This window comes from Pseudomonas sp. H3_E04 (assembly GCF_054668915.1).
Genome location: NZ_CP162797.1, coordinates 4,604,499 through 4,628,742 on the forward strand (window position 1 = coordinate 4,604,499; position 24,244 = coordinate 4,628,742).

Consider the following 24,244-nt stretch of genomic DNA (forward strand, 5'->3'; position numbering starts at 1 on the left):
GGCGGGTTTTTTTATGCCTGTAGAAACACATCGAACCTGTTTGCGCTGTATCGAATCGCCAGCATTGGCTAAGGTTCAGGCATTGCAAGGAGAGCGCGCATGACTGCCGTTGATTTACCCGCCGTACCCCGAGTGCTGATTGCCGAGGCCGATCCCTGGTCCCGCGACCTGCTCAAACAAGTGCTGCTCAACGTGCGCTGCGATGCGCGTCTGGATCTGTGTGCCGATGGCCAGCAAGCACTTTCATTGCTCAGCGAGGTGCCCTATGACCTGGCCATCGTTGACTGGGAATTGCCTGGCATCGATGGATTACATGTGTTGCGCAGTGTGCGTCAGCGCAAACGCAATCCGCCGTTGCCGTTCATTTTGATGAGCAGCCGTAACGACAGCGCCAGCGTGCGCGAAGCGATTCCGCTGGCGCCGACGGCGTACCTGACCAAACCGTTGAACATGGAAGGCCTGACCGAGCGCTTGCAGGGCTTGCTGCTTAACGCCGGCGAAGCCGTGGTCTGCGAAGTGCCGGCATTGGCGCCGGGCATGACCCTGTCGGTGTTTCTCGAGCGGCGTCGCGAGCAGGCCGATGGCGCGCCGTTGATGACCGATGTGCAAGTGGCCGTCAAGCGCAGCCTCAATCCCGAGGGGCTGGACCTGAAGCTGCTGGAGCAGGAAGTGCGCACCGATCCGCAGATTACTGCCGTGCTGATTGCGGCAGCCAACAGCGCCGCGCAGCATCACGGCGCGCCGGTGCAAACCCTCGCTCAGGCACTGCATCGACTCGGCACCGGGCAGAGCATGAACCTGATCCTCGGGCTGGCGCTCAAACGCAGCGCGCGGCTCAGCGATCCATGCCTGGCGGATTATGCTGAGCGCTACTGGGGGTTATCACTGCACACGGCGGAATACGCGCGTACGCTGGCGCGCCTGCTCGATCTGGATCAGGAGCGCTGCTATTGCGCGGGCATGCTGCATCGGCTCGGTGATCTGGCGCTGCTGCGCTGCCTGCAGGAATGGCAGCAGGCCGGCGGCGAGTTGGACGAGCAGGAGGAGGTCGGTGAAGCGCTGGTGAAGTTTGGCGCGTCTTATGGCTCGGCGTTGCGCACCCGCTGGCGTCTGCCGCTGGAGCTGCGCGAGTTGATTGCTTCGGTCTACCAGTTGGGCGGCGGCGTGTATTCCCGCGAGGCATTGGTGATGAACATGGCAGCGCAGATGGCGCGGCTGACCGAGCATGAAGGCGTTGAGGAACTGGCGAAGAGCCGGACCGCGCGGTTGCTCAAGATCGGGCTGCCGGAGTTGCTGCGGATGCGCAAATGACAGATCACCACATTCCAGTGTGGGAGCGAGCCTGCTCGCGAACGCGGTGTGTCATTCAGCTTTGAGTTCACTGACAAAACGCTTTCGCGAGCAGGCTCGCTCCCACAGGTACAGCACCAGGCGTGGAAACCGGGATCAGGCCGCAATAATCCTGTTCTTGCCCTGCCGTTTCGCCTCGTACATCGCCGCATCCGCGCGGGCAAACAGGCTGTCGAGGTTCTTGTCTTCGTCGGTGAGGTTGGTCAGGCCCTGGCTCACGGTGATGCTGAATGCTTGCCCGTCGTGGTTGAAGCGCAGTCGCTGGATCTCCTGCTGCAGGCGCTCCGCTACTTGCACGGCCATTTCCGGTGCACAGCCGGGGAACACCGCGGCGAATTCCTCACCGCCAATCCGTCCGAACAGGTCGCCACGGCGCAACGATCCGCGTCCACACTCAGCGATCCGTTGCAGCACGTTGTCGCCTTCCGGGTGGCCGTAGCTATCGTTGATCACTTTGAAGTCATCGATGTCCAGCAGCAGGAAGGCCAGCGGTGTGCCTTGGCGGCGCGCCTCGGCAAACTCGCGGTGGGCGCATTCGAAGAAGTGGCGGCGGTTGCTGCTTTGCGTCAGCACATCGGTGGTGGCCAAGCGTTGCAGCTCGGTTTCCATGTGCTTTTTGTCGGTGATGTCTTCGGCGATGCCGACGATGATCACCGGCTGTCCGGGCTCGTCCTGGCGATTGATAAAGCATTTGTCGCTAAGCCAGCGCACCTGGCCATCGGCGGCGATGATGCGGTACTCGCGATCTTCCACCGCACCTCGGTGCAGGACTTCGGCCAGGCTTTGTTCGGCGTATTCCAGATCATCGGGGTAAATGCTGTCGCGCCACTGGTTGTAGTCAGCCAACAACAGCGCGGCGGAACGGCCAAAAATCCGTTCGTACGCCGGGCTGACGTACAGAACCTGCCGGGTTTCCCAATTGAAAGCCCAAAGCACGGCGTTGACGCTGACCAGCAGCGAACTGATCAATTGTTCGCGCTCGCTCAGGCGCGCGACTTCGCCTTGCGCATGCATCAGCGCCATCAGCGTTTGCGCGGCCTCGGGCCATTGCGTGAAGGATGTGTCTTTCTGGTTGTTGTTGACCATCGGCACAAATCTCAAAGGGCGCGCCGCAATGTCGACGACGGCCACAGGACAACCCGCCGGGATGGCGAAGTGTCATTGAGATAGGGGATTTTCGGCGAAGTTCCCGGCCATTACCGAGTCCCGCCGGGCGGCGAGGTGTAGGCGCCGACGAGTGCAACGAAGCTGCGATCTCTTGATCCTTCGAATCAGAAGATCGCAGCCAGTGCCGGGTCAGACAGCTGCTGGACGCAGCGAGTAAGTTTTCAGCTGATCGGCAAAATCGCGCAACGACTGGATACCACTGGCCTCGGCCTCGTGAATCCATTCCTTGATGGCGGCGAGCATGTCGTGGCCATTGGAGCTGGTCTTGACCCAGATCTGTTGCAGGGCCAGGCGTTTTTCGTAAATGACTTTCAGCGCCTGGCTGTGTTCGAGCATGGTTTGGATGCGCAAGTGATGACGGTCTTCCAGCAGGCTGGTTTCGCGCGACAGCAGGCGTTTGGCCCGGTGGAACTGGTGGCGCACCGAATGATCGACCTTGGCCAGCTCTTGCTTGACCAGCGGGCCGATCACCAATTTGCGGTACTGGGCCATGATCTGGAAGCGGTTGTTGAGGATCGCCATGGCGGTGTCCATGTCCAGGCTGCCCTTGCCTTCGACGCGGTGGGCAATCGGTGCGACCCGCTGCACCTTGGCCAGACGCAGGAAGCAGAAGACCTTGATCCACGCCCAGCCGAGGTCAAATTCCCATTTCTTGACCGACAGCTTGGCCGAGTTGGGGTAGGTGTGGTGGTTGTTGTGCAGCTCTTCACCGCCGATCAGGATGCCCCACGGCACCAGATTGGTCGCCGCGTCACGGCATTCGAAATTGCGATAGCCGACGGCATGGCCCAGACCGTTGATCACGCCAGCGGCCCACACCGGAATCCACATCATCTGGATCGCCCAGATAGTGATGCCGATGGTGCCGAACAGCAGCAGGTCGATCACACCCATGATCGCTACTCCCAGCAGCGGATAGCGGCTGTAGAGGTTGCGTTCGATCCAGTCTTCCGGGCAGTTCTTGCCGTAGATGCGCAGGGTTTCCGGGTTCTGCGCTTCGCTGCGGTACAGCTCGGCACCGGTGCGCAGCACCGTGGACAGACCCTTGATGACCGGGCTGTGCGGGTCATCTTCGGTTTCGCATTTGGCGTGGTGTTTGCGGTGGATGGCGGTCCACTCGCGGGTATTCTGCGCCGTGGTCAGCCACAGCCAGAAACGGAAGAAGTGCTTGAGACCCGCATTCAGCTCGAGTGAGCGATGGGCCGAGTAACGGTGCAGATAGACCGTGACGGCGACAATCGTCACATGGGTCATCAGCAGGGTGACCGCGACCAGTGACCAGGCCGACAAGCCAAGAAAACCTTCGTACCACATAGGCTATAGGGCCCTCGATAAAGATAAAAACAGCCGTTGCATTATCACTAAGCACACAGATAAAACCAGTCGCCCTTTCAGATAAGAAGTCGCTGAATGTTTCTTCACCTATAATTCCAACCTTTTTGTAGGGACATGGACGACCGAATGTCTGCGACTTACCGCGATGCCTTGCGTGCAGCGCTGCTCTACCTGGTACTGGCCGCCGTATGGCTGCAGGTTTCTGATCATTTATTAAGCAAGTTCTTCGATGACTCCAATGAGCTGGCCCACTGGCAACTGATCAACGGTTATTTGCTGGCAGCCGTCAGCGCCGCGCTGATTTTTCTCGCGCGGGCGCGGCTGGGGCGGTTTCTCGGCATCGGCGCGCGCTTGCGCGAGCGCCACATCGACCGTGAGCGCCTGCGTCAGGCGGCCGCCGTGTTCGATTGCACTCGCGAAGGTGTGCTGGTTACCGACCATCGAGGGCTGATCGTGCACGTCAACCGTGCTTTCATCGAGATCACCGGTTATCGGCGCGATGAGGTGATTGGCCAGCAGCCGAGTCTGTTCAAGTCCGGCCATCATCCGTCGGGCTTCTATCAGGCGATGTTCGCCACCCTCGAGGCTGAAGGTGAATGGAGCGGCGAGATCTGGAACCGGCGCAAGACCGGCGAGATTTACCCACAGTGGCAAACCATCCGGGTGATTCACGATGATTTCGGCCGCCTCAGCCATTACGTGGCGGTGTTCTCCGATATCAGTGCGATCAAGGATTCCGAGTCCGAGCTCAAACACCTGGCGCATCACGATCCGTTGACCGATCTGCCCAATCGCCTGCTGTTCAGCGACCGCGCCGAACAGGCGCTGGCGTCGGCGCAGACACACAAGCGTGGCTGCGCACTGCTGATGCTCGATCTGGATCACTTCAAGCTGATCAACGACAGCCTCGGGCATAACGTCGGTGATCGGTTGCTCAAAGCGCTGGCGACGCGCTTGCAGGCATTGTTCGGCCCCGGCATCACCCTCGCGCGGCTGGGTGGAGACGAGTTCGCGGTGCTTGCGGAAAGTTGTCCACAGCCTGCGCAGGCGGCGGCATTGGCGCAACGAATTCTGGACACGTTAAAGGAGCCGCTGCTGGTAGATGGGAATCAACTGTTCATCAACGCGAGCATCGGCATCAGCCTGTATCCCAGCGATGCCCTCAGCGCCGAGCAGTTGTTGCGCAACGCCGACAGTGCGCTGTTCAAGGCCAAAAGCAGCGGGCGCAACGGTTACGCGCTGTACACCGAAGAGCTGACCGCCCACGCCCAGCAACGGGTCGAAATCGCCTTCGAGCTGCGCCGTGCACTGGAGCAGGAGGAGTTGCGCGTCTACTACCAACCGGTGCATGACCTGCAAAGCAGCCGTCTGATTGGCGTCGAGGCACTGGTGCGTTGGCAGCATCCGCAGCGCGGCCTGGTGTCGCCGGCGGAATTCATTCCGATTGCCGAGCGCACCGGGCTGATCGCCGACATCGATGCCTGGGTTATGCAGCAGGCCTGCCGGCAGATGTGCCAATGGCAGCAGCGCGGCGTGGTGCTGTCGTTCGTCGCGGTGAATGTCTCGTCACGGCTGTTTGCCCGGCGTGAGCTTTACCAGCAGGTAGCGCAGGTGCTCCACGACACGGGGCTGGATCCGGCGTATCTGGAACTGGAAGTTACCGAAAGCGCGGTGATGGACGATCCGGAAGTGGCGCTGGAACAGATGCATCGCTTGCGCGAGCTGGGTGTGCGTCTGGCCATCGATGATTTCGGCACCGGCTATTCGTCGCTGCTGCGGCTCAAGCGTCTTCCGGTGCAGAAACTCAAGATCGATCAGGGCTTCGTCGCAGGGTTGCCGTGGGATGAGGATGACGTGGCGATTGTCCGGGTGATCATCGCGCTGGCGCGGAGCATGGGCATGCAGGTCCATGCCGAAGGGATCGAACAGGTTGAGCAGGCAGCGTTTTTGCTTCAGCAGGCGTGTGATCTGGGGCAGGGGTATTGGTTTGGACGGCCTATTCCTGCGGCGGAAATTGATTGGGAACGTGCTCCACTGATTGGTTAAAGATCAAAAGATCGCAGCCTTCGGCAGCTCCTACGGGAACCGGTGCAGGAGCTGCCGAAGGCTGCGATCTTTTGCTTTTACAGGCTGCAACCCCTTGTGAGGGCAGATAAACAATTCTGGTTATATAAACATTCTTAAATAGTCTTTTTAAGAATATCCGTCGCTCTCTTATATTGCTCCCACGCCGAACGCAGTGCCGCCCACTGCCAGGCAAATCCCCTTCAAAGGAGCAGCACCATGAGCGCATCCCTTCGCAGCGTTGACGGTCAGGACGAAAGCACCATCTTGCGTGAAATCCAGAGCGCCCTGCGCGATCTGCGGTTCGGCGCGGTGGAGATCACTGTGCACAACGCACAGGTCGTACAGATCGAACGCAAAGAGAAATTCCGTCTGCAGCAACCCGGTAAACAACCGGGCTGAAATCAAAAGATCGCAGCCTGCGGCGGCTCCTACAGGGGGCTGTGCGTAGGAGCTGGCGAAGGCGGCGATCTTTCAAACGGGACCGATTCCAGCAATACATAAAAAAAGCCACCACCAAGAATTCCAGGAGCTTTCACCATGTCGTCGATTCGCCGTTACGCCTTGGCCGCGCTGGCCAGTGCCGTGTTTGCCGGTTCCGCCGTTGCCAAGGATTACGAGCTGCTCAACGTGTCGTATGACCCGACGCGCGAGCTGTATCAGGAATACAACGCCGAATTCATCAAATTCTGGCAGCAGGATCATGCCGGCGACACGGTGAAAATCCAGCAGTCCCATGGCGGTTCGGGCAAGCAGGGCCGTGCGGTGATCGACGGTCTGCGTGCTGACGTGGTGACCCTGGCCCTGGCTGGCGACATCGATGAAATCGCCAAGCTCGGCAAGAGCCTGCCCGCCGACTGGCAGAAGCGTTTGCCGGAAGCGAGCACGCCGTACACCTCGACCATCGTCTTCCTGGTGCGCAAGGGCAACCCGAAAGGCATCAAGGACTGGGGCGATCTGGTCAAGAACGATGTCTCGGTGATCACCCCTAACCCGAAAACCTCGGGCGGTGCGCGCTGGAACTTCCTCGCGGCGTGGGCCTATGGTCTGAAAGCCAACGGCGGTGATGAAGGCAAGGCCAAGGAATACGTGCAAACCCTGTTCAAGCACGTGCCGATCCTCGACACCGGCGCCCGCGGTTCGACCATCACCTTCGTCAACAACGGTCAGGGCGACGTGTTGCTGGCCTGGGAAAACGAAGCGTTCCTGGCGCTGAAAGAAGATGGCGGCGCAGACAAGTTCGATATCGTCGTGCCGTCGCTGTCGATCCTCGCCGAACCGCCAGTGGCCGTGGTCGACAAGAATGCCGAGAAGAAGGGCAACGCGCAGATCGCCGAAGCCTACCTCAAGCACCTGTACAGCCCGGCCGGCCAGGAAATCGCCGCGAAAAACTTCTATCGTCCACGTGACAAGGACGTAGCGGCCAAGTACGCCCAGCAGTTCCCGAAACTGGAACTGGTGACCATCGACAAGGACTTCGGCGGCTGGAAATCCGCGCAGCCGAAATTCTTCAACGACGGCGGCGTGTTCGACCAGATTTATCAGGCGCAGTAATCTGACCCATAACGGGCCTGAAGCTCAGGCACGAAACCATGTGGGAGCGGGCTTGCTCGCGAAGACGGTGTGTCAGACGACGGAAATGTTGAATGAACCATCCTCTTCGCGAGCGAGCCCGCTCCCACATTGATGCGTTTTCAACCAGGGACTTTTATGTCGCGTCGTATCTCCCCCGTCATACCCGGCTTCGGGCTGACGCTGGGTTACACCTTGGTGTACCTCAGCCTGATTGTGCTCATCCCGCTGGCGGCGATGTTCGTCCACGCCGCCCAGCTGACCTGGGATCAGTTCTGGACGATCATTTCCGCACCGCGGGTGCTCGCGGCGTTGAAGCTGAGCTTCGGTACCGCGCTGTGTGCGGCGATCATCAACGGCATCATCGGCACGTTGCTGGCCTGGGTGCTGGTGCGCTACACCTTCCCGGGGCGCAAGGTGATCGACGCGATGATCGATCTGCCGTTCGCCCTGCCGACGGCTGTGGCCGGTATTGCGCTGACCGCGCTGTACGCGCCGGCCGGGCTGGTCGGGCAATTTGCCGCTGACCTCGGTTTCAAGATCGCCTACACCCCGCTGGGCATCACCCTCGCGCTGACCTTCGTCACGCTGCCGTTCGTGGTGCGCACGGTGCAACCGGTGCTGGCCGATATTCCCCGTGAAGTCGAAGAAGCGGCGGCGTGCCTGGGCGCGAAACCATGGCAGGTATTTCGCCACATTCTGGTGCCGGCACTGCTGCCGGCCTGGCTGACGGGTTTTGCGCTGGCGTTCGCGCGTGGCGTCGGCGAGTACGGTTCGGTGATTTTCATTGCCGGCAACATGCCGATGAAAACCGAGATCCTGCCGCTGCTGATCATGGTCAAACTCGACCAGTACGATTACACCGGCGCTACCGCCATCGGCGTATTGATGCTGGTGGTCTCCTTCATCCTGTTGCTGCTGATCAACTTGCTGCAGCGGCGCATCGAAACCCCATAAGGAGGCGCGAACATGTCCCAATCGTCTATTGCGGCCGCGTCCTCGGCCAACGCTGCGCGGCGTGGCAGCGCCACTTCGCGCAGAGTCCTGATCGGCCTTGGCTGGCTGATCTTTTTCCTGTTTCTGCTGCTGCCGCTGTTCATCGTGGTATCGCAAGGTTTGAAGAATGGCCTCGGCGCATTCTTCACCGCGATTTTTGAACCGGACGCGCTTTCGGCATTGAAACTCACCGTCTTCGCGGTGCTGATCTCGGTGCCGTTGAACCTGGTGTTCGGCGTCAGCGCGGCGTGGTGCGTAAGCAAATACTCATTCCGTGGCAAGAGCATGCTGGTGACGTTGATCGACCTGCCGTTCTCGGTGTCGCCGGTGATCGCCGGTCTGGTCTATGTATTGATGTTCGGCGCTCAGGGCCTGTTCGGGCCGTGGTTGCAGGATCACGACATCCAGATCGTCTTCGCCCTGCCGGGCATTGTGCTGGCGACGATTTTTGTCACCGTGCCGTTCGTGGCCCGTGAACTGATTCCGCTGATGCAGGAACAAGGCACCCAGGAAGAAGAGGCCGCGCGCCTGCTCGGGGCCAACGGCTGGCAGATGTTCTGGCACGTCACCGTGCCCAACATCAAGTGGGGCCTGATTTATGGCGTGGTGCTGTGTACGGCGCGGGCCATGGGTGAGTTCGGTGCGGTGTCGGTGGTGTCCGGGCACATTCGCGGTGTGACCAACACCTTGCCGCTGCACGTCGAGATCCTCTACAACGAATACAACCACGTGGCCGCGTTCGCCGTGGCGAGCCTGTTGCTGATCCTGGCGCTCTTCATCCTGCTGCTCAAGCAGTGGAGCGAAAACCGTATCAACCGCCTGCGCGCCAGCGCCGCGGAGGAATAATTCATGTCGATCGAAGTGCGTAACGTCAGCAAGAATTTCAATGCGTTCAAGGCGCTGGACAACATCAGCCTGGATATCCACAGCGGTGAGCTGGTCGCGCTGCTCGGCCCGTCGGGCTGCGGCAAAACCACCTTGCTGCGGATCATTGCCGGTCTGGAAACTCCGGATCAGGGCAACATCGTTTTTCACGGCGAGGACGTTTCCGGCCACGACGTGCGTGATCGCAACGTCGGTTTCGTGTTCCAGCATTACGCCTTGTTCCGCCACATGACGGTGTTCGACAACGTCGCGTTCGGCCTGCGCATGAAACCGAAAAACCAGCGCCCGAGTGAAAGCCAGATCGCGAACAAGGTTCACGAACTGCTGAACATGGTGCAACTGGACTGGCTGTCGGATCGTTATCCGGAGCAGTTGTCCGGTGGCCAGCGTCAGCGTATTGCCTTGGCCCGTGCCTTGGCGGTGGAGCCGAAAGTGTTGCTGCTCGACGAGCCCTTCGGCGCCCTCGACGCCAAGGTGCGCAAGGAACTGCGGCGCTGGCTGGCGCGGCTGCACGAAGATATCAACCTGACTTCGGTATTCGTAACCCACGACCAGGAAGAAGCGATGGAAGTCGCCGACCGTATCGTGGTGATGAACAAGGGCGTGATTGAGCAGATCGGCTCACCGGGCGACGTTTACGAGAACCCGGCCAGCGATTTCGTTTATCACTTCCTCGGCGATTCGAACCGCCTGCTGCTGAGCGACGACAACCATGTGCTGTTCCGCCCGCACGAAGTGTCGTTGTCCAGGCATGAGCTGGAAGATCACCATGCCGCCGAGGTGCGCGATATCCGCCCGCTGGGCGCGACGACGCGGGTGACCTTGAAAGTGGAAGGGCAAACCGATCTGATCGAAGCGGAGGTGGTCAAGGATCACGACAGCCTGATCGGCCTGGCCAAGGGTGAGACCTTGTTCTTCAAGCCGAAGGTCTGGCAGAAAGTCGCCAACCTCTAAGATCAAAAGATCGCAGCCTTCGGCAGCTCCTACAGGGAAACGCATTCCAATGTAGGAGCTGCCGCAGGCTGCGATCTTTCAAGCGGCCTAAGCCGCCGCTTTGCCGTTCGGATTAACTCGCACCACCCCCGCCCGCGCCTCGATCTGCTCTTTCAACTCATGCCGCAGCCCGAGCAAGAACGCCAGCTCGGCCACGACAAACAACGGCCCGACAATCAGCCCACTGATGTCATCGACAAACGCCGGTTTGCGCCCTTCATAGTGATGCCCGACAAACTGGATCACCCAGCCCACCACAAACATCGCCAGGCCGCTGCTCAGCCAGACCATGGTGCTCTGCTGCGCCAGTGCATGCCCGGCCCACACCGACAGGCCCATCAGTACGGTCATCAACACGCCGAGCTTCAACTCCAGGCGCAGGTAAAACCACGCCGAGGCAAGGGCCACCACAACGGCGGGAGATATCCACAACCCGCCCAGCGCCCATTGCGGCCGTGACAGCAGGACAGCCACCGCCACCACGATCAGCGGAATGCCGATAAAGTGGCTGGCGATGTTGCGCGGGTCGCGGTGGTAGGCGGCGTATTGACTGAGGTGGTCGACGAGGCTTTTCATTGTTGTTCCTCCAGTGGGGTTGAATGCATCATCCCTCGGGATCCGCGTTCGTTCTGTCGGGCAGGCGACACTCCAGGAGTGGTTATGCAAATTCGTGCACGGTTGCTTAGCGGCCAGTGGTTCAGTCATCTGCCTGGGTCTTTTCAGGATAGCCTGCTGGCGCTGGCCCGGGAGCGGCGGCTGACGGCGGGGCAGCGACTGTTCCAGCGCGGCGATGCGCCGTGCGGTCTGTATGCAGTGCTCGATGGCGCCGTGCGCATTGGCGCGGTCAGCGAGCAGGGCAAGGAGGCCTTGCTGAGTCTGGTGGAGGCGCCGCACTGGTTCGGCGAAATCTGCCTGTTCGACGGTCAGCCACGCACCCATGACGCCTATGCAGTCGGGCCGTGTACCTTGCTGAATATTCCCCAGGCGGCGTTGCTCAAATTACTCGACGAACAGCCGCAGTCCTGGCGACATCTGGCGCTGCTGATGAGCCACAAGTTGCGCCTGGCCTTCATCCATCTCGAACAGCTGAGCCTGCTGCCAGCTCCGGCGCGTCTGGCCCATCGCTTGCTGATGATCGCCGAAGGCTACGGCGAACTCGACGCGCCACGCCGGACGCTGCAACTGCCGCAGGAGCAATTGGCGGCGATGCTGTCGCTGTCGCGGCAGACCACCAATCAGATCCTCAAGGATCTGCAGGGGCAGGGGATTATTGGGTTGGCTTACGGCGAAATCGAAATCCTCGATGCCGCAAGATTGCGGGCCATGGCCACGATTTAACTAACGCCACAAATCACTTGTGGGAGCGGGCTTGATCGCGAAAGCGGTGTGTTATTCAACGATGATGTCGACTGATAAAACGCTTTCGCGAGCAGGCTCGCTCCCACAGGGAATCGGGGTCTGAATCACGAACCGCGATAGGTGGAGAAACCGTATGGGCTCAGCAGCAGCGGGATGTGGTAGTGCTGATCGGTCTGCTTGACCTGGAAGATCACCGGAATTTCCGGGAAGAATGTCTCGTGCTTGATCTTCTGGTAGTACTCGCCGGTCTTGAACACCACGCGGTATTCACCAGCTTCGAATGGCTGTTTGGCCGGGAACAGTTCGGCAATCCGCCCTTGTTCGTTAGTGGTGCCTTGAGCCAGTGGCTGCCAGTTTTCGCCGACGTGTTTTTCCAGGGTGACGTTGATGCCCGGTGACGGCAGGCCGTTTTCCAGGTTGAGCACGTGCACGCTCAGCGGATTACCGGCGGCCAGCGCCAGGCTGGAAACAGCGCTCAGGCCGAGCGCGGCGAGGGTCATGCGCAGGGTGGTCATGGTGGATCTCCTTAGTGGGAACGGGTGATGGTCAGGCCGGCTTTGTCGGCGGCGGCGCGGGCGCAGTTTTCGTCTTGCTCGCCGCCGCCGGAACCGGCCACGCCCATGGCGCCGACCAGTTCGCTGCCGGCGAACAGCGGAATGCCACCGCCGAGCAAGAGCAATTCGTCGAGGGTGTTGAGGTTGGCGGTTTCCGGGTTGCTGCGGGCGCGCTCGGCGAACAGCCGCGTCGGCGTCTTGGTCGACAGCGCGGTGTAGGCCTTGCGCTGACTGGCGGCGGTGTTGTGCGGGCCAACGCCGTCACCACGCAGAGTCACCAGCAGGTTGCCGCCACGGTCGAGCACCGACACCGTGCCGGTGCAGGAGCTCATCGCCTTGTCCGCCAGCCAGCGTGCGGTTTTCAGGTCGAGGTCGGCGTGGCGCGGCAGTTCTGGCGTGGCGCTCGCGGCGCCGCTGAGGCCGAGGATCAGGCTGGCGACAAGGTATTTGACGGTCATGTGCAGGCTCCGATGGGGTAGGTCTGCACCTTAACCGGCGCACTTCGTCAGAACCCCGTCAGGCGGATTACAAGTTTGTAATGGGCAACGGCGCCGAACACGCCTAGCCTGTGTACCTGATCAATCGAGGTGTGCCATGCGTTTGCTGGTCGTAGAAGATGAAGCCAAAACCGCCAATTTCCTCGCCAAGGGCCTGGGCGAGTCGGGTTTCGCCGTGGATGTGGCGCTCAATGGCCTCGACGGCCGCTATTTTATCGAGCAGCAGGAATACGACCTGATCATCCTTGACGTGATGCTGCCCGGCCTCAACGGCTGGCAATTGCTGCAACTGATCCGCCAGCGCGGCGCCACGCCGGTGCTGTTTCTCACCGCCAAGGACGCCATCGAAGACCGCGTCCGTGGTCTTGAGCTGGGCGCCGACGATTATCTGCTCAAACCTTTTGCCTTCGCCGAACTGCTCGCGCGGGTGCGCACGCTGCTGCGACGAGGGCCGATGCGCGAAGCCGAGTCGTACAGCATCGCCGATCTCGAAATCGACGTGCTGCGCCGCCGGGTCAGTCGCGGCGGCCAGCGCATTGCCCTGACCAACAAGGAATTCGCTCTGTTGCAGCTGCTCGCCAGCCGCCAGGGCGAAGTGCTGTCGCGCACGCTGATCGCTTCGCAGGTGTGGAACCTGAATTTCGACAGCGACACCAACATGGTCGAAGTCGCCGTGCGTCGCCTGCGCGCCAAGGTTGATGACCCGTACATGCCGAAACTTATCCACACCGTGCGCGGCGTCGGTTATCAACTGGAAGCGCCGGACGATGTGGAGTAAGTCGATCGCCTGGCGATTGGCGCTGGCTTTCACCGTGGTATGCGCGCTGGTGCTGAGCGCAATCGGCGTGTTCCTCTACCGCTCGCTGGCCTCGGAGTTGGCCTTTCGCGACGACATGGCCCTGCTCGGGCGCCTCGAACAAGTGCGCGCCTTGCTCGCCGACAGCGACAGCCTCGACGCCCTGCAGGCACGGCCACGGTTGTATCAGAACATGCTCGGCAATCTCGACAGCCTGTTGCTGGTGCGCCGGGCCGACGGCTCCAGTGTGATCGCAATCAACCCACGTCAGCGTGAATTGCCGGCGCTCAATGCATTACCGCGAGAACAAATGCCGCAGCGCCGCGACGTGCTCACCTGGCAGGCCAGCGACGGCGCCGAACTGGCGTTGCTGTCTGGCCAGGCGCAAGGTCCCAACGGTGAAACCCTGACAGTGATCGCCGGCAAGGTGCTCAGCGAGCGTGAGCAGATGCTCGGCAGTTATCGGCTGCGTCTGTATCTGTCTGTCGGCCTCGGCGCGGTGCTTGCGTTTGCTCTGGGCCTGCTGTTGCTGCGGCGTGGCTTGCAACCGTTGCATCAATTGAGCGAAGCCGTTCGCAGTATCGATCTGCGCAGCCTTGATCGACGCCTGCCCACCGAGGGCACGCCGAGCGAACTGCGCGAGCCGGTGCACGCGCTCAACACCATGCTCGCGCGGCTGGATGACAGCGTGCAGCGCCTGTCGCAATTCTCCGCCGACCTCGCTCACGAAATCCGCACGCCGCTGCACACCTTGCTCGCCAGCAACGGCCAGGCCCTGAACCACCCGCGCAGCACGGCTGACTATCAGGAACTGCTGGCCTCCAACATGGAAGAGTTCGAACGGCTCAAGCGCATGGCCGAGAACCTGATGTTCCTCGCCCGCGCCGAACAGGCCGAACGCGCGCTCAATCTGCACACACTGGACTTGCGTAACGTCGGCGACGAGCTCTGCGATTACTTCGAAGCCCTGGCCGATGACCGCGACCTCCAACTGCAAAATCGCATGCACGGCGAATTGCTCGCCGACCAGCAACTGCTGCAACGCGCCCTCGGCAACCTGTTGGCCAACGCCGTACGCCACGCCGACCCCGGCACCCTGATCAGTCTGCAACGCCGCGATGAACCGGATATGTGCTGGCTGCAAGTGCACAACCACGGCCCGGTCATCCCGCCTGAGCACTTGGGCAAACTGTTCGACCGCTTCTACCGCGTCGATCCCTCAAGGGCGGAGCCGGGGGATTCGGGGGGGCTGGGGTTGGCGATTGTGCAATCGATCATGCAGTTGCATGGCGGGCGGGTGCGGGTGAGTAGTGATGTGTCGGGGACGGTGTTTGAGTTGGGGTTTGAGAGGCGGTGTCAAGACGTTAGCGATGGCTGACCATCTACGCTAAGCTCATTCAATTGCATTGTTTATGATGCATTTCGATTTTTTAGGTGAATCTTGCATTGCAAGCAATGCATTTGGGGCGGTGATGGAAAAAATTGGCGAGTTGATCAGAAGCTTGCGTAAGGCCGAAAAGCTGTCCCAACAAGCTTTGGCGCAGCAATACGGAATGAGCCGCGCGACAATCTCGGGGATTGAAAACAACACAATCTCGGAAATCGGTTTGCGCAAAGTCGAAGCCATTCTTAACGGATTCGGCTACGAACTGGCCGCAATACCCCGCGCCTCTCGACGGCCGACACTCGACACGCTGCGCAAGGTGAACTTCCATGACTGAGGCATTGGACCGCTTGCAGGTCTGCGTCGGCGGCCATGAGGTTGGAAGATTGGGGCGCGGGCACGCAGGTGTCGACAGCGTGTTCAGCTATCGGGAGGATGCGATTGATGAAAATGCCGTTTCGCTGACCATGCCGACACGCCTGGAAAGTTATGGTTGTGAACGCGGCATCCATCCGATATTCGAGATGAACCTGCCTGAGGGTGCGTTGCGCGATGAGTTGATGCGGCGGTTCAGCAAAGCCGTGCGCGGCTTCGATGACTTCGCTTTACTAGGTATCGTCGGCCCGCATCAACTCGGGCGTCTTTCGATCGCGAGCGCATCGACAACTGATCGTCCACCTGAAACCTCGCTCGCTGAGTTATTGGTTCATGACGGTGCGCAAGGTTTGTTCGAGGATCTTTTGCAGACTTACGGGCAGTATTCCGGGGTTTCAGGCGTGCAGCCCAAAGTATTGGTGCGTGACAGTGCCGCTGCAATAGACCGACTGACGCACCGAGGCTCGACTCATCTGGTCAAAGCCTTCCGTGCCGAAGATTATCCCGAGTTGGCAACCAACGAATATTTCTGCATGCGCGCTGCGCAACTTTGTGGCCTCGACGTGCCGCATTTCGAACTCAGCGAGCATGGCAAATTTCTCGTCATCGAGCGTTTTGACTTGAGCGACACCGGATACCTCGGTTTCGAAGACTTTTGCGTGCTCAACGGCTGGCCGTCGAAGGCCAAATACGATGGTTCTTACGAAGGAGTCGCACGGCAGATCAAGGCGTTTGTTTCGCCCTCATTACTCAAGCACGCACTGGAAGCTTTCTTCAAGATTGTCGCTTTATCGGCGGCATTGAAAAACGGCGATGCCCACCTGAAAAACTTTGGCGTGCTCTATGAGGATTGTGGCGAGCACTCATTGGTCAGGCTGGCTCCGGCGTACGACATCATCACCACGTCGGTGTACATCAAGAGCGATAGCATGGCACTGCTGTTGGGCGGTTCGAAGGCGTGGCCCAAGCATAAAATGCTTACCAAGTTTGGTCGTACGGCCTGCAATCTGAGTGAAGCACGCTGCAACCAGTTACTGCATATGGTCGCGCACGGTGTGCAGGAAGCGATGGGCGAAATGGCGGAGTACAGCGCAAATCATCCTGCCTTCGCAGAGGTGGGCGCTGCAATGATCGAACAATGGTCGGCCGGTCTGGCGCGCAGCCTGCGCACCAGTTGAAACTCAGCGCAACTGATCCCGAAACTGCCCCGGCGTCATCCCTGTCCAGCGCTTGAACGCGCGGCTGAAGCTGCTGGTGTCGGCGAATCCCAGCAGATAGCTGACTTCACTCAAGGAGCACTGCGGGTCACGCAGGTGCAGCAGCGCGAGGTTTTCACGGCTTTCGTTGAGCAAAGTGTCGAAGCGGCAACCTTCATCCGCCAGATGCCGCTGCAGGCTGCGCAGGCTCAGGTGCAAGGCCTGGGCGATGCGTTCGGCGCTCGGTTCGCCTTCGGGCAATTGTTCTTCAATCGCATCGCGCACCTTGCGCTCCCAGGTCAGCGGCTTGAGCTGGGCGAGGGTGCGTTTGAGTACGGCTTCGTTGTGTTCGGCCAGTTCCGGGTTGGCGTCGTCGAGGTGGCTGTCGAAGTCGTTGAGGGCGAACTCCAGGCGGTCTTCGGCTGCGGCAAAACATACCGGCGCGCGGAAGACTTTGTGCCATTGCTGGGCGTCGTTCGGTTCCGGGCGGCGCAAGTACACCGCCAGAGGTGCGTAGTCGCGGCCGAGGCGATTGCGGCAGGTGCGCACGTAGATCGCGGCGAAGGCGTCGATGGCTTCGAAGGCCGGCGCCGGGTTGCCTGAGGGGATTTTCAGGCGAAATTGATAGCGGTCTTCGTGGCGGCTCAGCTCCAGCTCCAGCGCATCGCTGACCACCGGGTGATAACGCACGATGCGTTCGAACACCTCGCGCAAGCTGCCGCTGGCCACCAGCGCGTAACCGAGCGCGTGGAAGGTGGTCGGGCTGACGAAGCGCGACACGCGCAAGCCCAGCGCCGGGTCGCCGCTGGCCTCAACCGCGAGCGCCCACAAACGCGTGGTACCGGACAGCGGATAGCGCGCATTGGGGTCGTCCATCAGCGTTGGGTCGAGCCCGGCCTGTTGGCACAAGGCAAGGCTGTCCAGCCCCAGCGCATCGAGTTGTTTGCGCAAGGCGCGGGTCCAGCTGGCGAGGGAGGTCGGTTCCTTCATGCTGATTGGCGCGTCCGGTCAACAGGTTGGCGTTCTTGGCTAGCGCGGATCGAACCCCGGCAAGGCACGATGCATTCATCTTAGACCCGAGGATGGAAGCATGGATGGTACTTCTGCAAGCCCTGAACGACTGAATGCGGCGCAGCGCTCGGCACATATTCGCCAGGTGGTGTTGGCCAAAGGTGCGCAATTGCGTGAGCGCTACCCGATTCTTCAGCATCAGGATTCTCTGGGCGCGGGGATTCTGGCGTTCGCGCTGGCCGGGATGATCGGCTCGGCGGCGCTGTACATCACTGGCCATATGGCTTGGTGGGTGTGTCTGCTGCTCAATGCTTTTTTCGCCTCGCTGACCCACGAGCTGGAGCATGACCTGATTCACAGCATGTACTTCCGTAAACAGCGCGTGCCGCACAACCTGATGATGGCTCTGGTCTGGCTGGCGCGGCCGAGCACGATCAATCCTTGGATCCGTCGTCATCTGCACCTCAACCATCACAAGGTTTCCGGCACTGAAGCCGACATGGAAGAGCGCGCAATCACCAACGGCGAGCCGTGGGGTTTTGCGCGACTGTTGATGGTTGGCGATAACGTCATGTCGGCGTTTATCCGCCTGCTGCGCGCCAAGACCTGGGCACACAAGCTGAGCATCGGCAAACGCGTGCTCAAGGTCTATGCACCGCTGGCGCTGCTGCACTGGGGCGCGTGGTATGTGTTTCTCGGCTTTCACGCGGCCAATGGCATCGCGCAGTTGCTCGGCTCGCCAATCGAGTGGTCGGCGACCACGCTTTCGGTGATGCAGGTGATCGATATCGCCGCCGTGGTGATCATCGGCCCGAACGTGCTGCGCACTTTTTGCCTGCACTTCATCAGCTCGAACATGCATTACTACGGCGACGTCGAACCGGGCAATGTGCTGCAGCAATGCCAAGTGCTGAACCCTTGGTGGCTGTGGCCGTTGCAAGCGTTCTGCTTCAACTTCGGCAGCAGTCACGGGATTCATCACTTCGTGGTGAAGGAGCCGTTTTACATTCGTCAGATGACCGTACCGGTGGCGCACAAGGTCATGCGCGAGATGGGTGTGCGGTTCAATGATTTCGGCACGTTTGGCCGGGCGAACCGGTTTGTTCGGCAGGCTGAAGTGGTGAGTGAAGAGGTGAGTACAGCCCGGGCTTAACGGGTTGTTCTCAAAGGCACCTTCGCGAGCAGGCTCGCTCCCACAGTTGGAATCCGGTTTGCTGTGGGAGCGAGCCTGCTCGCGAATACGATCTGTCAGACGATATCAATCCGGCTGAAACGGCGAAGCACTGAGGATCACTCCGGTCTCTTCCACATAACGTTGCCAATGCCCGATCAACGCACTGAGCTTGTCCGGCTGACTCAACGCCAGATCATGAATCTCCCCCGGATCGCTCGCCAGATCATAAAGCTGCCAGTTCGCCGGCCCCACCGGCCCGGGGATCCACACCGCTTTCCACGACCCCTGGCGAATCGCCCGACGTCCGAACAATTCCCATCCTGTAACGGTGTGCTCGTCATGCACTTGCGCGGTCTCGCCGGACAAGAAGCCCAGCCATGACTTACCGCGCAGTGGCGCCACCGCTTTGCCTTTCCACTGTTTGCCCGGATGCCGCACGCCAGCCAGATCAAGGATGGTCGGGGTGATATCCATCACCGTGCCGAAACCATGGCTGATCTGCCCTTTGAGCGGCAATTGCGGATAGTGCAGCAGTGCCGGCACGCGGATCCCGCCCTCGGTGGTGAACGCCTTGAACAAGCGTGACGGCGCGGTCGCCACCTGCGCCCAGTTTGGCCCGTACCAGACGTAGGAATTGGCCCGGCCTATATTGTCGAGGCTGTTGTCGTAATGCTGATTGAGGTAGGTCATCAACTCCGGGCCGAACTTGGGGAACGCTTCCAGCAACGCGCCTTCGGCACCGTTGTCGGACATGAACAGGATGAAGGTGTTGTCGAGCTGTCCCTGCTGGCGCAGGTAATCGACGACCCGGCCGATGTTCCAGTCCATGCGCTCGACCATCGCCGCGTAGACCTCCATGGCCCGTGCGGAAATCTGCTTTTGCTCGTCGCTCAAGGCGTCCCACTGGGCGCTGAGCTGAATCAGCGGATGCGGCTCGACGTCTGGCTCGATCAGGCCCAGCGCCTTGAGTTTTTCCAGGCGTTCGAGGCGCAGCACCTCCGGGCCGGCGTCATAGCGGCCACGGTATTTCGCGACGATATCGGCGGGCGCCTGCAGCGGCCAATGGGGCGCGGAGAAAGGCAGATAGGCGAAGAACGGCCGGGTCTGATCGCGCTCCTTGAGGTACTGCAGCAGCTTGTCGCCGAAGGCATCGGAGGAATAGAAATCCTTCGGCAACTCGTCAACAAACTGATCGTCCTCGATGTACAGCGCCGGGGTGGATTTCAGCAGGCCCGGCGTTTGCTCATCGTAGGTCGGCTCGAAACCATAGTGGTTGGCAGCGCCCGGCAACAGTGAAAACGAGCGCTCGAAACCGCGCGCATGGGGCGCCAGTTCAGCCTTCAGACCCAAGTGCCATTTGCCGCTCATCAAGGTTTGGTAGCCGGCCTCACGCAGCAGCTCAGGCAGCGCGACGACGCGGTCGTTGAGATAGCCCTCGTAACCGGGTTTGCCAATCAGATCCGGAGTCAGCGCTTCGGCCATGGTGCCGATGCCCGCGATGTGGTGATCGGTGCCGGTCAGCAGCATCGAGCGCGTCGGCGAGCAGGTCGGTGCGGTGTGAAAATCGGTCAGGCGCAGGCCGTTGTTGGCCAGCGCATCGAGGTTCGGCGTAGCGATTTCGCCGCCGAACGCGCCGATATCGGAAAAGCCTAGGTCGTCGGCCAGGATCACTAGAAAGTTGGGACGTTGCGGCATCGCGAAACTCCTGTTCAGCAGGCAATGAACGTCAGCGGCAGATCGCGGATCTGCACCGCTGCGCTCGGTTGGTAATGGTCGTCACTGGTCAACTCGTGCAGCAGTTCTTCACGCAACTGATGGAAGTCGTAACTGCTGCGCTGGCGCGGGTGCGGCAGGGCGATGTCGACCACTTGCTTGATCCGCCCCGGACGCGGCTCCATCACCACCACGCGGTCGGCCAGAAAAATCGCTTCCTCGACATCGTGGGTCACCAGAATCGTGGTGATCTGTGCTCGCTCGCGGATAGCCAGCAGTTCGTCCTGCATTTGCTGGCGAGTCAGCGCATCGAGGGCACCGAAGGGTTCGTCGAGCAACAGGATTCGCGGGCTGGCGACGAGGCCGCGAGCAATCGCCACGCGCTGCGCCATGCCGCCGGAGAGTTGATGCGGATAGGCCTGGGTGAAATCACTGAGGCCGACCAGTTCGATGAAATCCTTGATGCGTTGTTGTTTCTGCGCCCCGCTCAGCGGTTCATTGACCAGGCCCAGGCCGATGTTGTCGGCGACTGTCAGCCACGGAAACAGACGATGTTCCTGAAAGACGATGCCGCGCTCGCCGCCGATGCCGCTGACGGCCTTGCCATCGACACTGATCTGCCCGCGAAACTCGGTGTCGAGGCCGACCAGCAAACGCAGCAAAGTGGATTTGCCGCAGCCGCTGGATCCGACGATGGCGACGAATTCGCCCTCGGCAATGTCCAGGTTGAATTCGCGAATCGCCTCCAGTTCGAAACCGTTGACGGCGAAGGATTTGCCTACGTGGTTGAAGCTGACAATCGGTGCGTTCATGCGTGTCTCCAGCGGGTCGCGCGAATTTCCAGGCGTTGGCCGATCAGGTTGAGCAGGGCGCCGGTGAGGCCGACCAGCAGCATGCCGGCCATGATCAGATCCATGCGCAGCAGCTGCTGCGCGCCGATCATCTGGCTGCCGATGCCGCCATTGGACGGCATGAAATATTCAGCGCCGATGGTGCCGAGCCAGGCGTAGATCAGGCTCAATCGCAGCCCGGCGAAAATCCCCGGCGCAGCGCCGGGCAGGACCAGTCGACGCAGGCGTTGGCCGAGGCCGAGGCGCAGCACTTGCGCGGCTTCGTTGAGTTGCGGCGAGAGGTTGGCGACGCTGCGCTGGGTGGCGACGAACAGCGGAAAGAATGCAGCGAGAGCGACGAACACCCACTTGGCCGGTTCGCCGAGGCCGAACCACGCGGTGAGCAGCGGCACCCAGGCGAAAATCGCAATCTGCCGCAGTGCGGCGAGTGTCGGGCCGAGCACGCGTTCGCTGAAACGCGACAGGCCCAGCAGCAAGCCCAAGGCGAAACCGAGTCCGCCACCGATCAGCAAGCCGCCGAGGGTGCGGCTCAGGCTCAGCGCCATGCCGTTGACCAGCGTGCCGTCGAGCAGTCCGTCCCACGTCGTGCTCAGCACAGCCGCAGGGCTGACCAGAATATTCGCGTCGACCCACTGCTGATCATTGGCCAATTGCCAAAGCGCCAACAAGCCCAGCGGCAACAGCCACGGTTGCAGGCGCTGCCAGCCCTGATAGCGCGGGCCGCGAGTGATGTGCGCGGTGGCCGGGTGCGGCCAGTGCACCAGCTTGCGGTCGAGCAGACCGATGCCGCGATCCATCGCCACACCGATCAGACCGATGACCACGATGCACACGAACACGATGTCGAGCATGAACAACTGCCGCGCCCAGACCATCAGATAGCCGATGCCTTCGCTGGAGGCCAGCAGCTCGACCGCCAGCAAAGAGGTCCAGCCAGCGGCCAAGGCCAGCCGCACGCCGGCCATGAACGCCGGCAGCGCAGCGGGAAGCACCAGGCGCCAAATCAGCAGACGCGGCGGTAGGCGCAATACGGCGGCGGCTTCGCGCAGTTTCGGTTGCGCATCGCGCACGCCAACCAGTGTGTGCAAGGTCACCGGCACCACAATGGCCTTGATCAGCACCACCAGTTTCAGCACTTCACCGATGCCGAAGAACACCATGAACAGCGGAATCCACGCCAGCGTCGGCACCTGCGCCAATCCGGCGAATGTCGGAAAAACCAGGCGCTCCAGACGTCGACTGAAGCCCATTGCGGCGCCAAGCACCGCGCCGGTCGAAACGCCTGCCAACAAGCCCCAGAACAACCGTTGCAGGCTGATCCACAAATGACTCCACAGCTCGCCTTGGGCCAGTTCCACAGCGCTGCTCCACACCAGCGATGGCGCCGGCAGGATCTGCTCGCTCATCCACTGATTGCGCGCGGCCAGCCACCACAGGGCAAAGAGGCTGACGGGCAGCAGCCAAGGCAACAGGCGTTGATTCAGGCTCGGCCAGGTGCCACGGCTTTTCAGCGGCGGTGCGGCTAGCGGCAGGCTGAGCAGAGATTGACGGGCCATGGGTGACCTCCGTTGTCGGGTTGCATGGCGAACCGCTTTTCATGTGGGAGCGAGCCTGCTCGCGAAATGGCTGTTTCAAGCAGCATTGATGGCGGCTGGCATGGCCTCTTCGCGAGCAGGCTCGCTCCCACATTGGGTTTCGTCATATATGAAACTGATCTAACGAAGTTGCGTTAGATGCCATCGGGAGATAAGCGAATCCATTTAAGGCTTGCCTGCATACGCGCATCCAATGCATTCTAAGAATATTTTCGATGCTGTTAATGCATATCGTGCTGCAAGCCGCGCCCTCTCGCGCTTAGCTCATATGGATATAAAAATGTGCATTTATAGTATTTAAGTGAAGGTACGTATTCAGCCTACTTTCGGCTCATCAGCGACCAAGGAGCCGTGCCCATGAACCTTCCCTTCAAACGAATCATCAGCCTGCTGGCCGCCCCGGCGCTTGCAGGATTCATCTCGCTCAGCGCCCAGGCCGAGGAGCTCAAGGAAATCCGCATCGCGGTGCCCGACCTCAGCGCCGGCACTCAACACAGCGGCGGCGGCATCGTTGATGTGCTGCGCAATCAGCAGATCTTTGAAAAGGCCTTCGCCGAGCAAGGCATCAAGATCCAGTGGAGTTTCTTCAAGGGCGCCGGGCCGGTGATCAATGAGGCGTTTGCCAACGGCCAGGTTGATCTGGCCTATCTGGGCGACCTCGCCGCGATCATCGGCAAGTCCAACGGTCTGGACACGCGCCTGCTCAGCGCGACGGCGCGTGGGGTCAAGCAATACCTCGGCGTGGTGCCCGGCTCGGGGATCAAGACCTTGCAGGATCTCAAGGGCAAACGCGTGGCAATCTTCCGCGGTACGGCGACGCAGCTGTCGTTCGATGCGGCGCTGGCCAGTCAGGGCCTCAGCGAGAAGGACGTGAAGGTCATCAATCTGGATTTCAACGCGGCGGTCTCGGCACTCGCGGCCAGGCAGATCGATGCCTCGTGGGGCAGCTCCGCGCTGAGTGCGTTGCAAGCCAAAGGCCTGGCGGAATTGCCGCTCAACACCAAGGACCTCGGCGGCGCCGGTAGCGTGCAGGCTGTGTTGCTCGGCAATGGCAAGTTTGTCGATGCCCATCCTGAGGTCATTGCCAAACTGCTCAACGCGCAGCAGCAGGCGGTCGAGTGGCTGACTCAGGACAGCAACAAGGATGCCTATGTGCAGCTGGTGTCGGGGCTGGCAAGTTATCCGCCGGTGATCCTGGCTCAGGATCTCAAGGATCAGAACTTAAGCGAGATTTTCCCGTCGACGCTGGATCCGGTGTTCTTGAGCGGCCTGCAGGACAAGGTCGATCTGGCGGCGCAGCAGAAGCTGATCCGCAAGCCGTTCAAGGTCAGTGATTGGGTGGCGCCTGAACTCTCAGCGGCCAAGCTCTAGAAGCAA

23 protein-coding genes are annotated in these 24,244 nt (G+C 60.8%); 14 read left to right on the plus strand and 9 right to left on the minus strand.

Translation table 11 applies throughout. The annotated features are described in order from the left end of the window. Positions 1 to 99: 99 nt before the first annotated feature. A complete protein-coding gene (locus AB4N53_RS20800; RefSeq protein WP_460122747.1) occupies positions 100 to 1,311 on the plus strand; it encodes an HDOD domain-containing protein in 1,212 nt (403 codons plus the stop codon). A 135-nt stretch (positions 1,312 to 1,446) separates the two neighbouring features. Here the strand turns inward: AB4N53_RS20800 and AB4N53_RS20805 are convergent, their stop codons facing one another. Both AB4N53_RS20805 and desA read right to left on the minus strand, forming a co-directional pair. Then, positions 1,447 to 2,436, minus strand: a complete 990-nt coding sequence (locus AB4N53_RS20805) for a GGDEF domain-containing protein (protein WP_460125204.1) — start codon at positions 2,434 to 2,436, stop codon at positions 1,447 to 1,449. Between the two features lie 210 nt (positions 2,437 to 2,646). Continuing rightward, on the minus strand, positions 2,647 to 3,831 hold the full coding sequence (desA, locus tag AB4N53_RS20810) for a delta-9 fatty acid desaturase DesA (RefSeq protein ID WP_042610168.1): 1,185 nt from the start codon (positions 3,829 to 3,831) through the stop codon (positions 2,647 to 2,649). A 147-nt stretch (positions 3,832 to 3,978) separates the two neighbouring features. Between desA and dibA the strand changes: the two genes are divergently transcribed. From dibA to AB4N53_RS20840, 6 genes are all read left to right on the plus strand, one after another. Further along, positions 3,979 to 5,898, plus strand: a complete 1,920-nt coding sequence (gene dibA / locus AB4N53_RS20815; protein ID WP_460122751.1) for a phosphodiesterase DibA — start codon at positions 3,979 to 3,981, stop codon at positions 5,896 to 5,898. Positions 5,899 to 6,135: 237 nt separating this feature from the next. Beyond that, positions 6,136 to 6,318, plus strand: a complete 183-nt coding sequence (gene oscA, locus AB4N53_RS20820; RefSeq protein ID WP_007917682.1) for a sulfur starvation response protein OscA — start codon at positions 6,136 to 6,138, stop codon at positions 6,316 to 6,318. A gap of 138 nt (positions 6,319 to 6,456) precedes the next feature. Further along, positions 6,457 to 7,470, plus strand: coding sequence for a sulfate ABC transporter substrate-binding protein (locus tag AB4N53_RS20825; RefSeq protein WP_460122754.1), 1,014 nt, complete (start codon positions 6,457 to 6,459; stop codon positions 7,468 to 7,470). Between the two features lie 156 nt (positions 7,471 to 7,626). Then, positions 7,627 to 8,445, plus strand: a complete 819-nt coding sequence (gene cysT, locus AB4N53_RS20830; protein WP_016772245.1) for a sulfate ABC transporter permease subunit CysT — start codon at positions 7,627 to 7,629, stop codon at positions 8,443 to 8,445. A gap of 12 nt (positions 8,446 to 8,457) precedes the next feature. Continuing rightward, positions 8,458 to 9,330 (plus strand): sulfate ABC transporter permease subunit CysW, encoded by an 873-nt coding sequence (gene cysW, locus AB4N53_RS20835; protein ID WP_041477435.1) that lies wholly within the window; start codon positions 8,458 to 8,460, stop codon positions 9,328 to 9,330. Positions 9,331 to 9,333: 3 nt separating this feature from the next. Next, positions 9,334 to 10,323 (plus strand): sulfate/molybdate ABC transporter ATP-binding protein, encoded by a 990-nt coding sequence (locus AB4N53_RS20840; protein ID WP_460122757.1) that lies wholly within the window; start codon positions 9,334 to 9,336, stop codon positions 10,321 to 10,323. 87 nt (positions 10,324 to 10,410) lie between these two features. On the opposite strand, the gene AB4N53_RS20845 is transcribed toward AB4N53_RS20840, so the two are convergent. Further along, entirely contained in the window at positions 10,411 to 10,938 is a 528-nt protein-coding gene (locus AB4N53_RS20845; RefSeq protein WP_460122760.1) for an Mpo1 family 2-hydroxy fatty acid dioxygenase, read from the minus strand. A gap of 84 nt (positions 10,939 to 11,022) precedes the next feature. Between AB4N53_RS20845 and AB4N53_RS20850 the strand changes: the two genes are divergently transcribed. After that, on the plus strand, positions 11,023 to 11,700 hold the full coding sequence (locus tag AB4N53_RS20850) for a Crp/Fnr family transcriptional regulator (protein ID WP_460122763.1): 678 nt from the start codon (positions 11,023 to 11,025) through the stop codon (positions 11,698 to 11,700). A 125-nt stretch (positions 11,701 to 11,825) separates the two neighbouring features. Here the strand turns inward: AB4N53_RS20850 and uraH are convergent, their stop codons facing one another. Continuing rightward, the gene (gene uraH, locus AB4N53_RS20855) at positions 11,826 to 12,236 is read right to left on the minus strand and encodes a hydroxyisourate hydrolase (protein ID WP_042610175.1); all 411 of its coding nucleotides are present in this window, start codon (positions 12,234 to 12,236) and stop codon (positions 11,826 to 11,828) included. Between the two features lie 11 nt (positions 12,237 to 12,247). Continuing rightward, positions 12,248 to 12,733 (minus strand): GlcG/HbpS family heme-binding protein, encoded by a 486-nt coding sequence (locus AB4N53_RS20860; protein ID WP_041477439.1) that lies wholly within the window; start codon positions 12,731 to 12,733, stop codon positions 12,248 to 12,250. A gap of 136 nt (positions 12,734 to 12,869) precedes the next feature. Here AB4N53_RS20860 and AB4N53_RS20865 point away from each other — a divergent pair, with 136 nt between their 5' ends. The 4 genes from AB4N53_RS20865 (at position 12,870) to AB4N53_RS20880 (ending at position 16,505) form a co-directional block, all read left to right on the plus strand. Next, entirely contained in the window at positions 12,870 to 13,550 is a 681-nt protein-coding gene (locus AB4N53_RS20865; protein ID WP_041477440.1) for a heavy metal response regulator transcription factor, read from the plus strand. Continuing rightward, the gene (locus tag AB4N53_RS20870) at positions 13,540 to 14,946 is read left to right on the plus strand and encodes a heavy metal sensor histidine kinase (RefSeq protein ID WP_460122767.1); all 1,407 of its coding nucleotides are present in this window, start codon (positions 13,540 to 13,542) and stop codon (positions 14,944 to 14,946) included. The genes AB4N53_RS20865 and AB4N53_RS20870 overlap by 11 nt, the downstream gene beginning before the upstream one ends. A 94-nt stretch (positions 14,947 to 15,040) precedes the next feature. Continuing rightward, positions 15,041 to 15,289 carry a helix-turn-helix domain-containing protein gene (locus AB4N53_RS20875; protein WP_016772238.1) on the plus strand — a complete coding sequence of 83 codons (249 nt, stop codon included), beginning with the start codon at positions 15,041 to 15,043 and terminating at the stop codon, positions 15,287 to 15,289. Beyond that, positions 15,282 to 16,505 carry a type II toxin-antitoxin system HipA family toxin gene (locus AB4N53_RS20880; protein ID WP_460122770.1) on the plus strand — a complete coding sequence of 408 codons (1,224 nt, stop codon included), beginning with the start codon at positions 15,282 to 15,284 and terminating at the stop codon, positions 16,503 to 16,505. Before AB4N53_RS20875 ends, AB4N53_RS20880 begins: the two co-directional genes overlap by 8 nt. Before the next feature lie 3 nt (positions 16,506 to 16,508). Here the strand turns inward: AB4N53_RS20880 and AB4N53_RS20885 are convergent, their stop codons facing one another. After that, positions 16,509 to 17,513 (minus strand): AraC family transcriptional regulator, encoded by a 1,005-nt coding sequence (locus tag AB4N53_RS20885; RefSeq protein WP_460122773.1) that lies wholly within the window; start codon positions 17,511 to 17,513, stop codon positions 16,509 to 16,511. Between the two features lie 100 nt (positions 17,514 to 17,613). On the opposite strand from AB4N53_RS20885, the gene AB4N53_RS20890 reads away from it, so the two are divergent. Beyond that, the gene (locus AB4N53_RS20890; protein WP_460122776.1) at positions 17,614 to 18,687 is read left to right on the plus strand and encodes a fatty acid desaturase; all 1,074 of its coding nucleotides are present in this window, start codon (positions 17,614 to 17,616) and stop codon (positions 18,685 to 18,687) included. A gap of 105 nt (positions 18,688 to 18,792) precedes the next feature. On the opposite strand, the gene AB4N53_RS20895 is transcribed toward AB4N53_RS20890, so the two are convergent. Genes AB4N53_RS20895 through AB4N53_RS20905 form a run of 3 tightly spaced genes read right to left on the minus strand, consistent with a single transcriptional unit; the run spans position 18,793 to position 22,828 of the window. Further along, positions 18,793 to 20,403, minus strand: coding sequence for an arylsulfatase (locus tag AB4N53_RS20895; RefSeq protein ID WP_460122778.1), 1,611 nt, complete (start codon positions 20,401 to 20,403; stop codon positions 18,793 to 18,795). Positions 20,404 to 20,417: 14 nt separating this feature from the next. Then, positions 20,418 to 21,233 (minus strand): ABC transporter ATP-binding protein, encoded by an 816-nt coding sequence (locus AB4N53_RS20900; RefSeq protein WP_460122781.1) that lies wholly within the window; start codon positions 21,231 to 21,233, stop codon positions 20,418 to 20,420. After that, positions 21,230 to 22,828 carry an ABC transporter permease gene (locus tag AB4N53_RS20905; RefSeq protein WP_460122784.1) on the minus strand — a complete coding sequence of 533 codons (1,599 nt, stop codon included), beginning with the start codon at positions 22,826 to 22,828 and terminating at the stop codon, positions 21,230 to 21,232. Before AB4N53_RS20905 ends, AB4N53_RS20900 begins: the two co-directional genes overlap by 4 nt. A 396-nt stretch (positions 22,829 to 23,224) precedes the next feature. On the opposite strand from AB4N53_RS20905, the gene AB4N53_RS20910 reads away from it, so the two are divergent. Further along, positions 23,225 to 24,238, plus strand: coding sequence for an ABC transporter substrate-binding protein (locus tag AB4N53_RS20910; protein ID WP_460122787.1), 1,014 nt, complete (start codon positions 23,225 to 23,227; stop codon positions 24,236 to 24,238). The last annotated feature ends 6 nt before the right edge of the window (positions 24,239 to 24,244 follow it).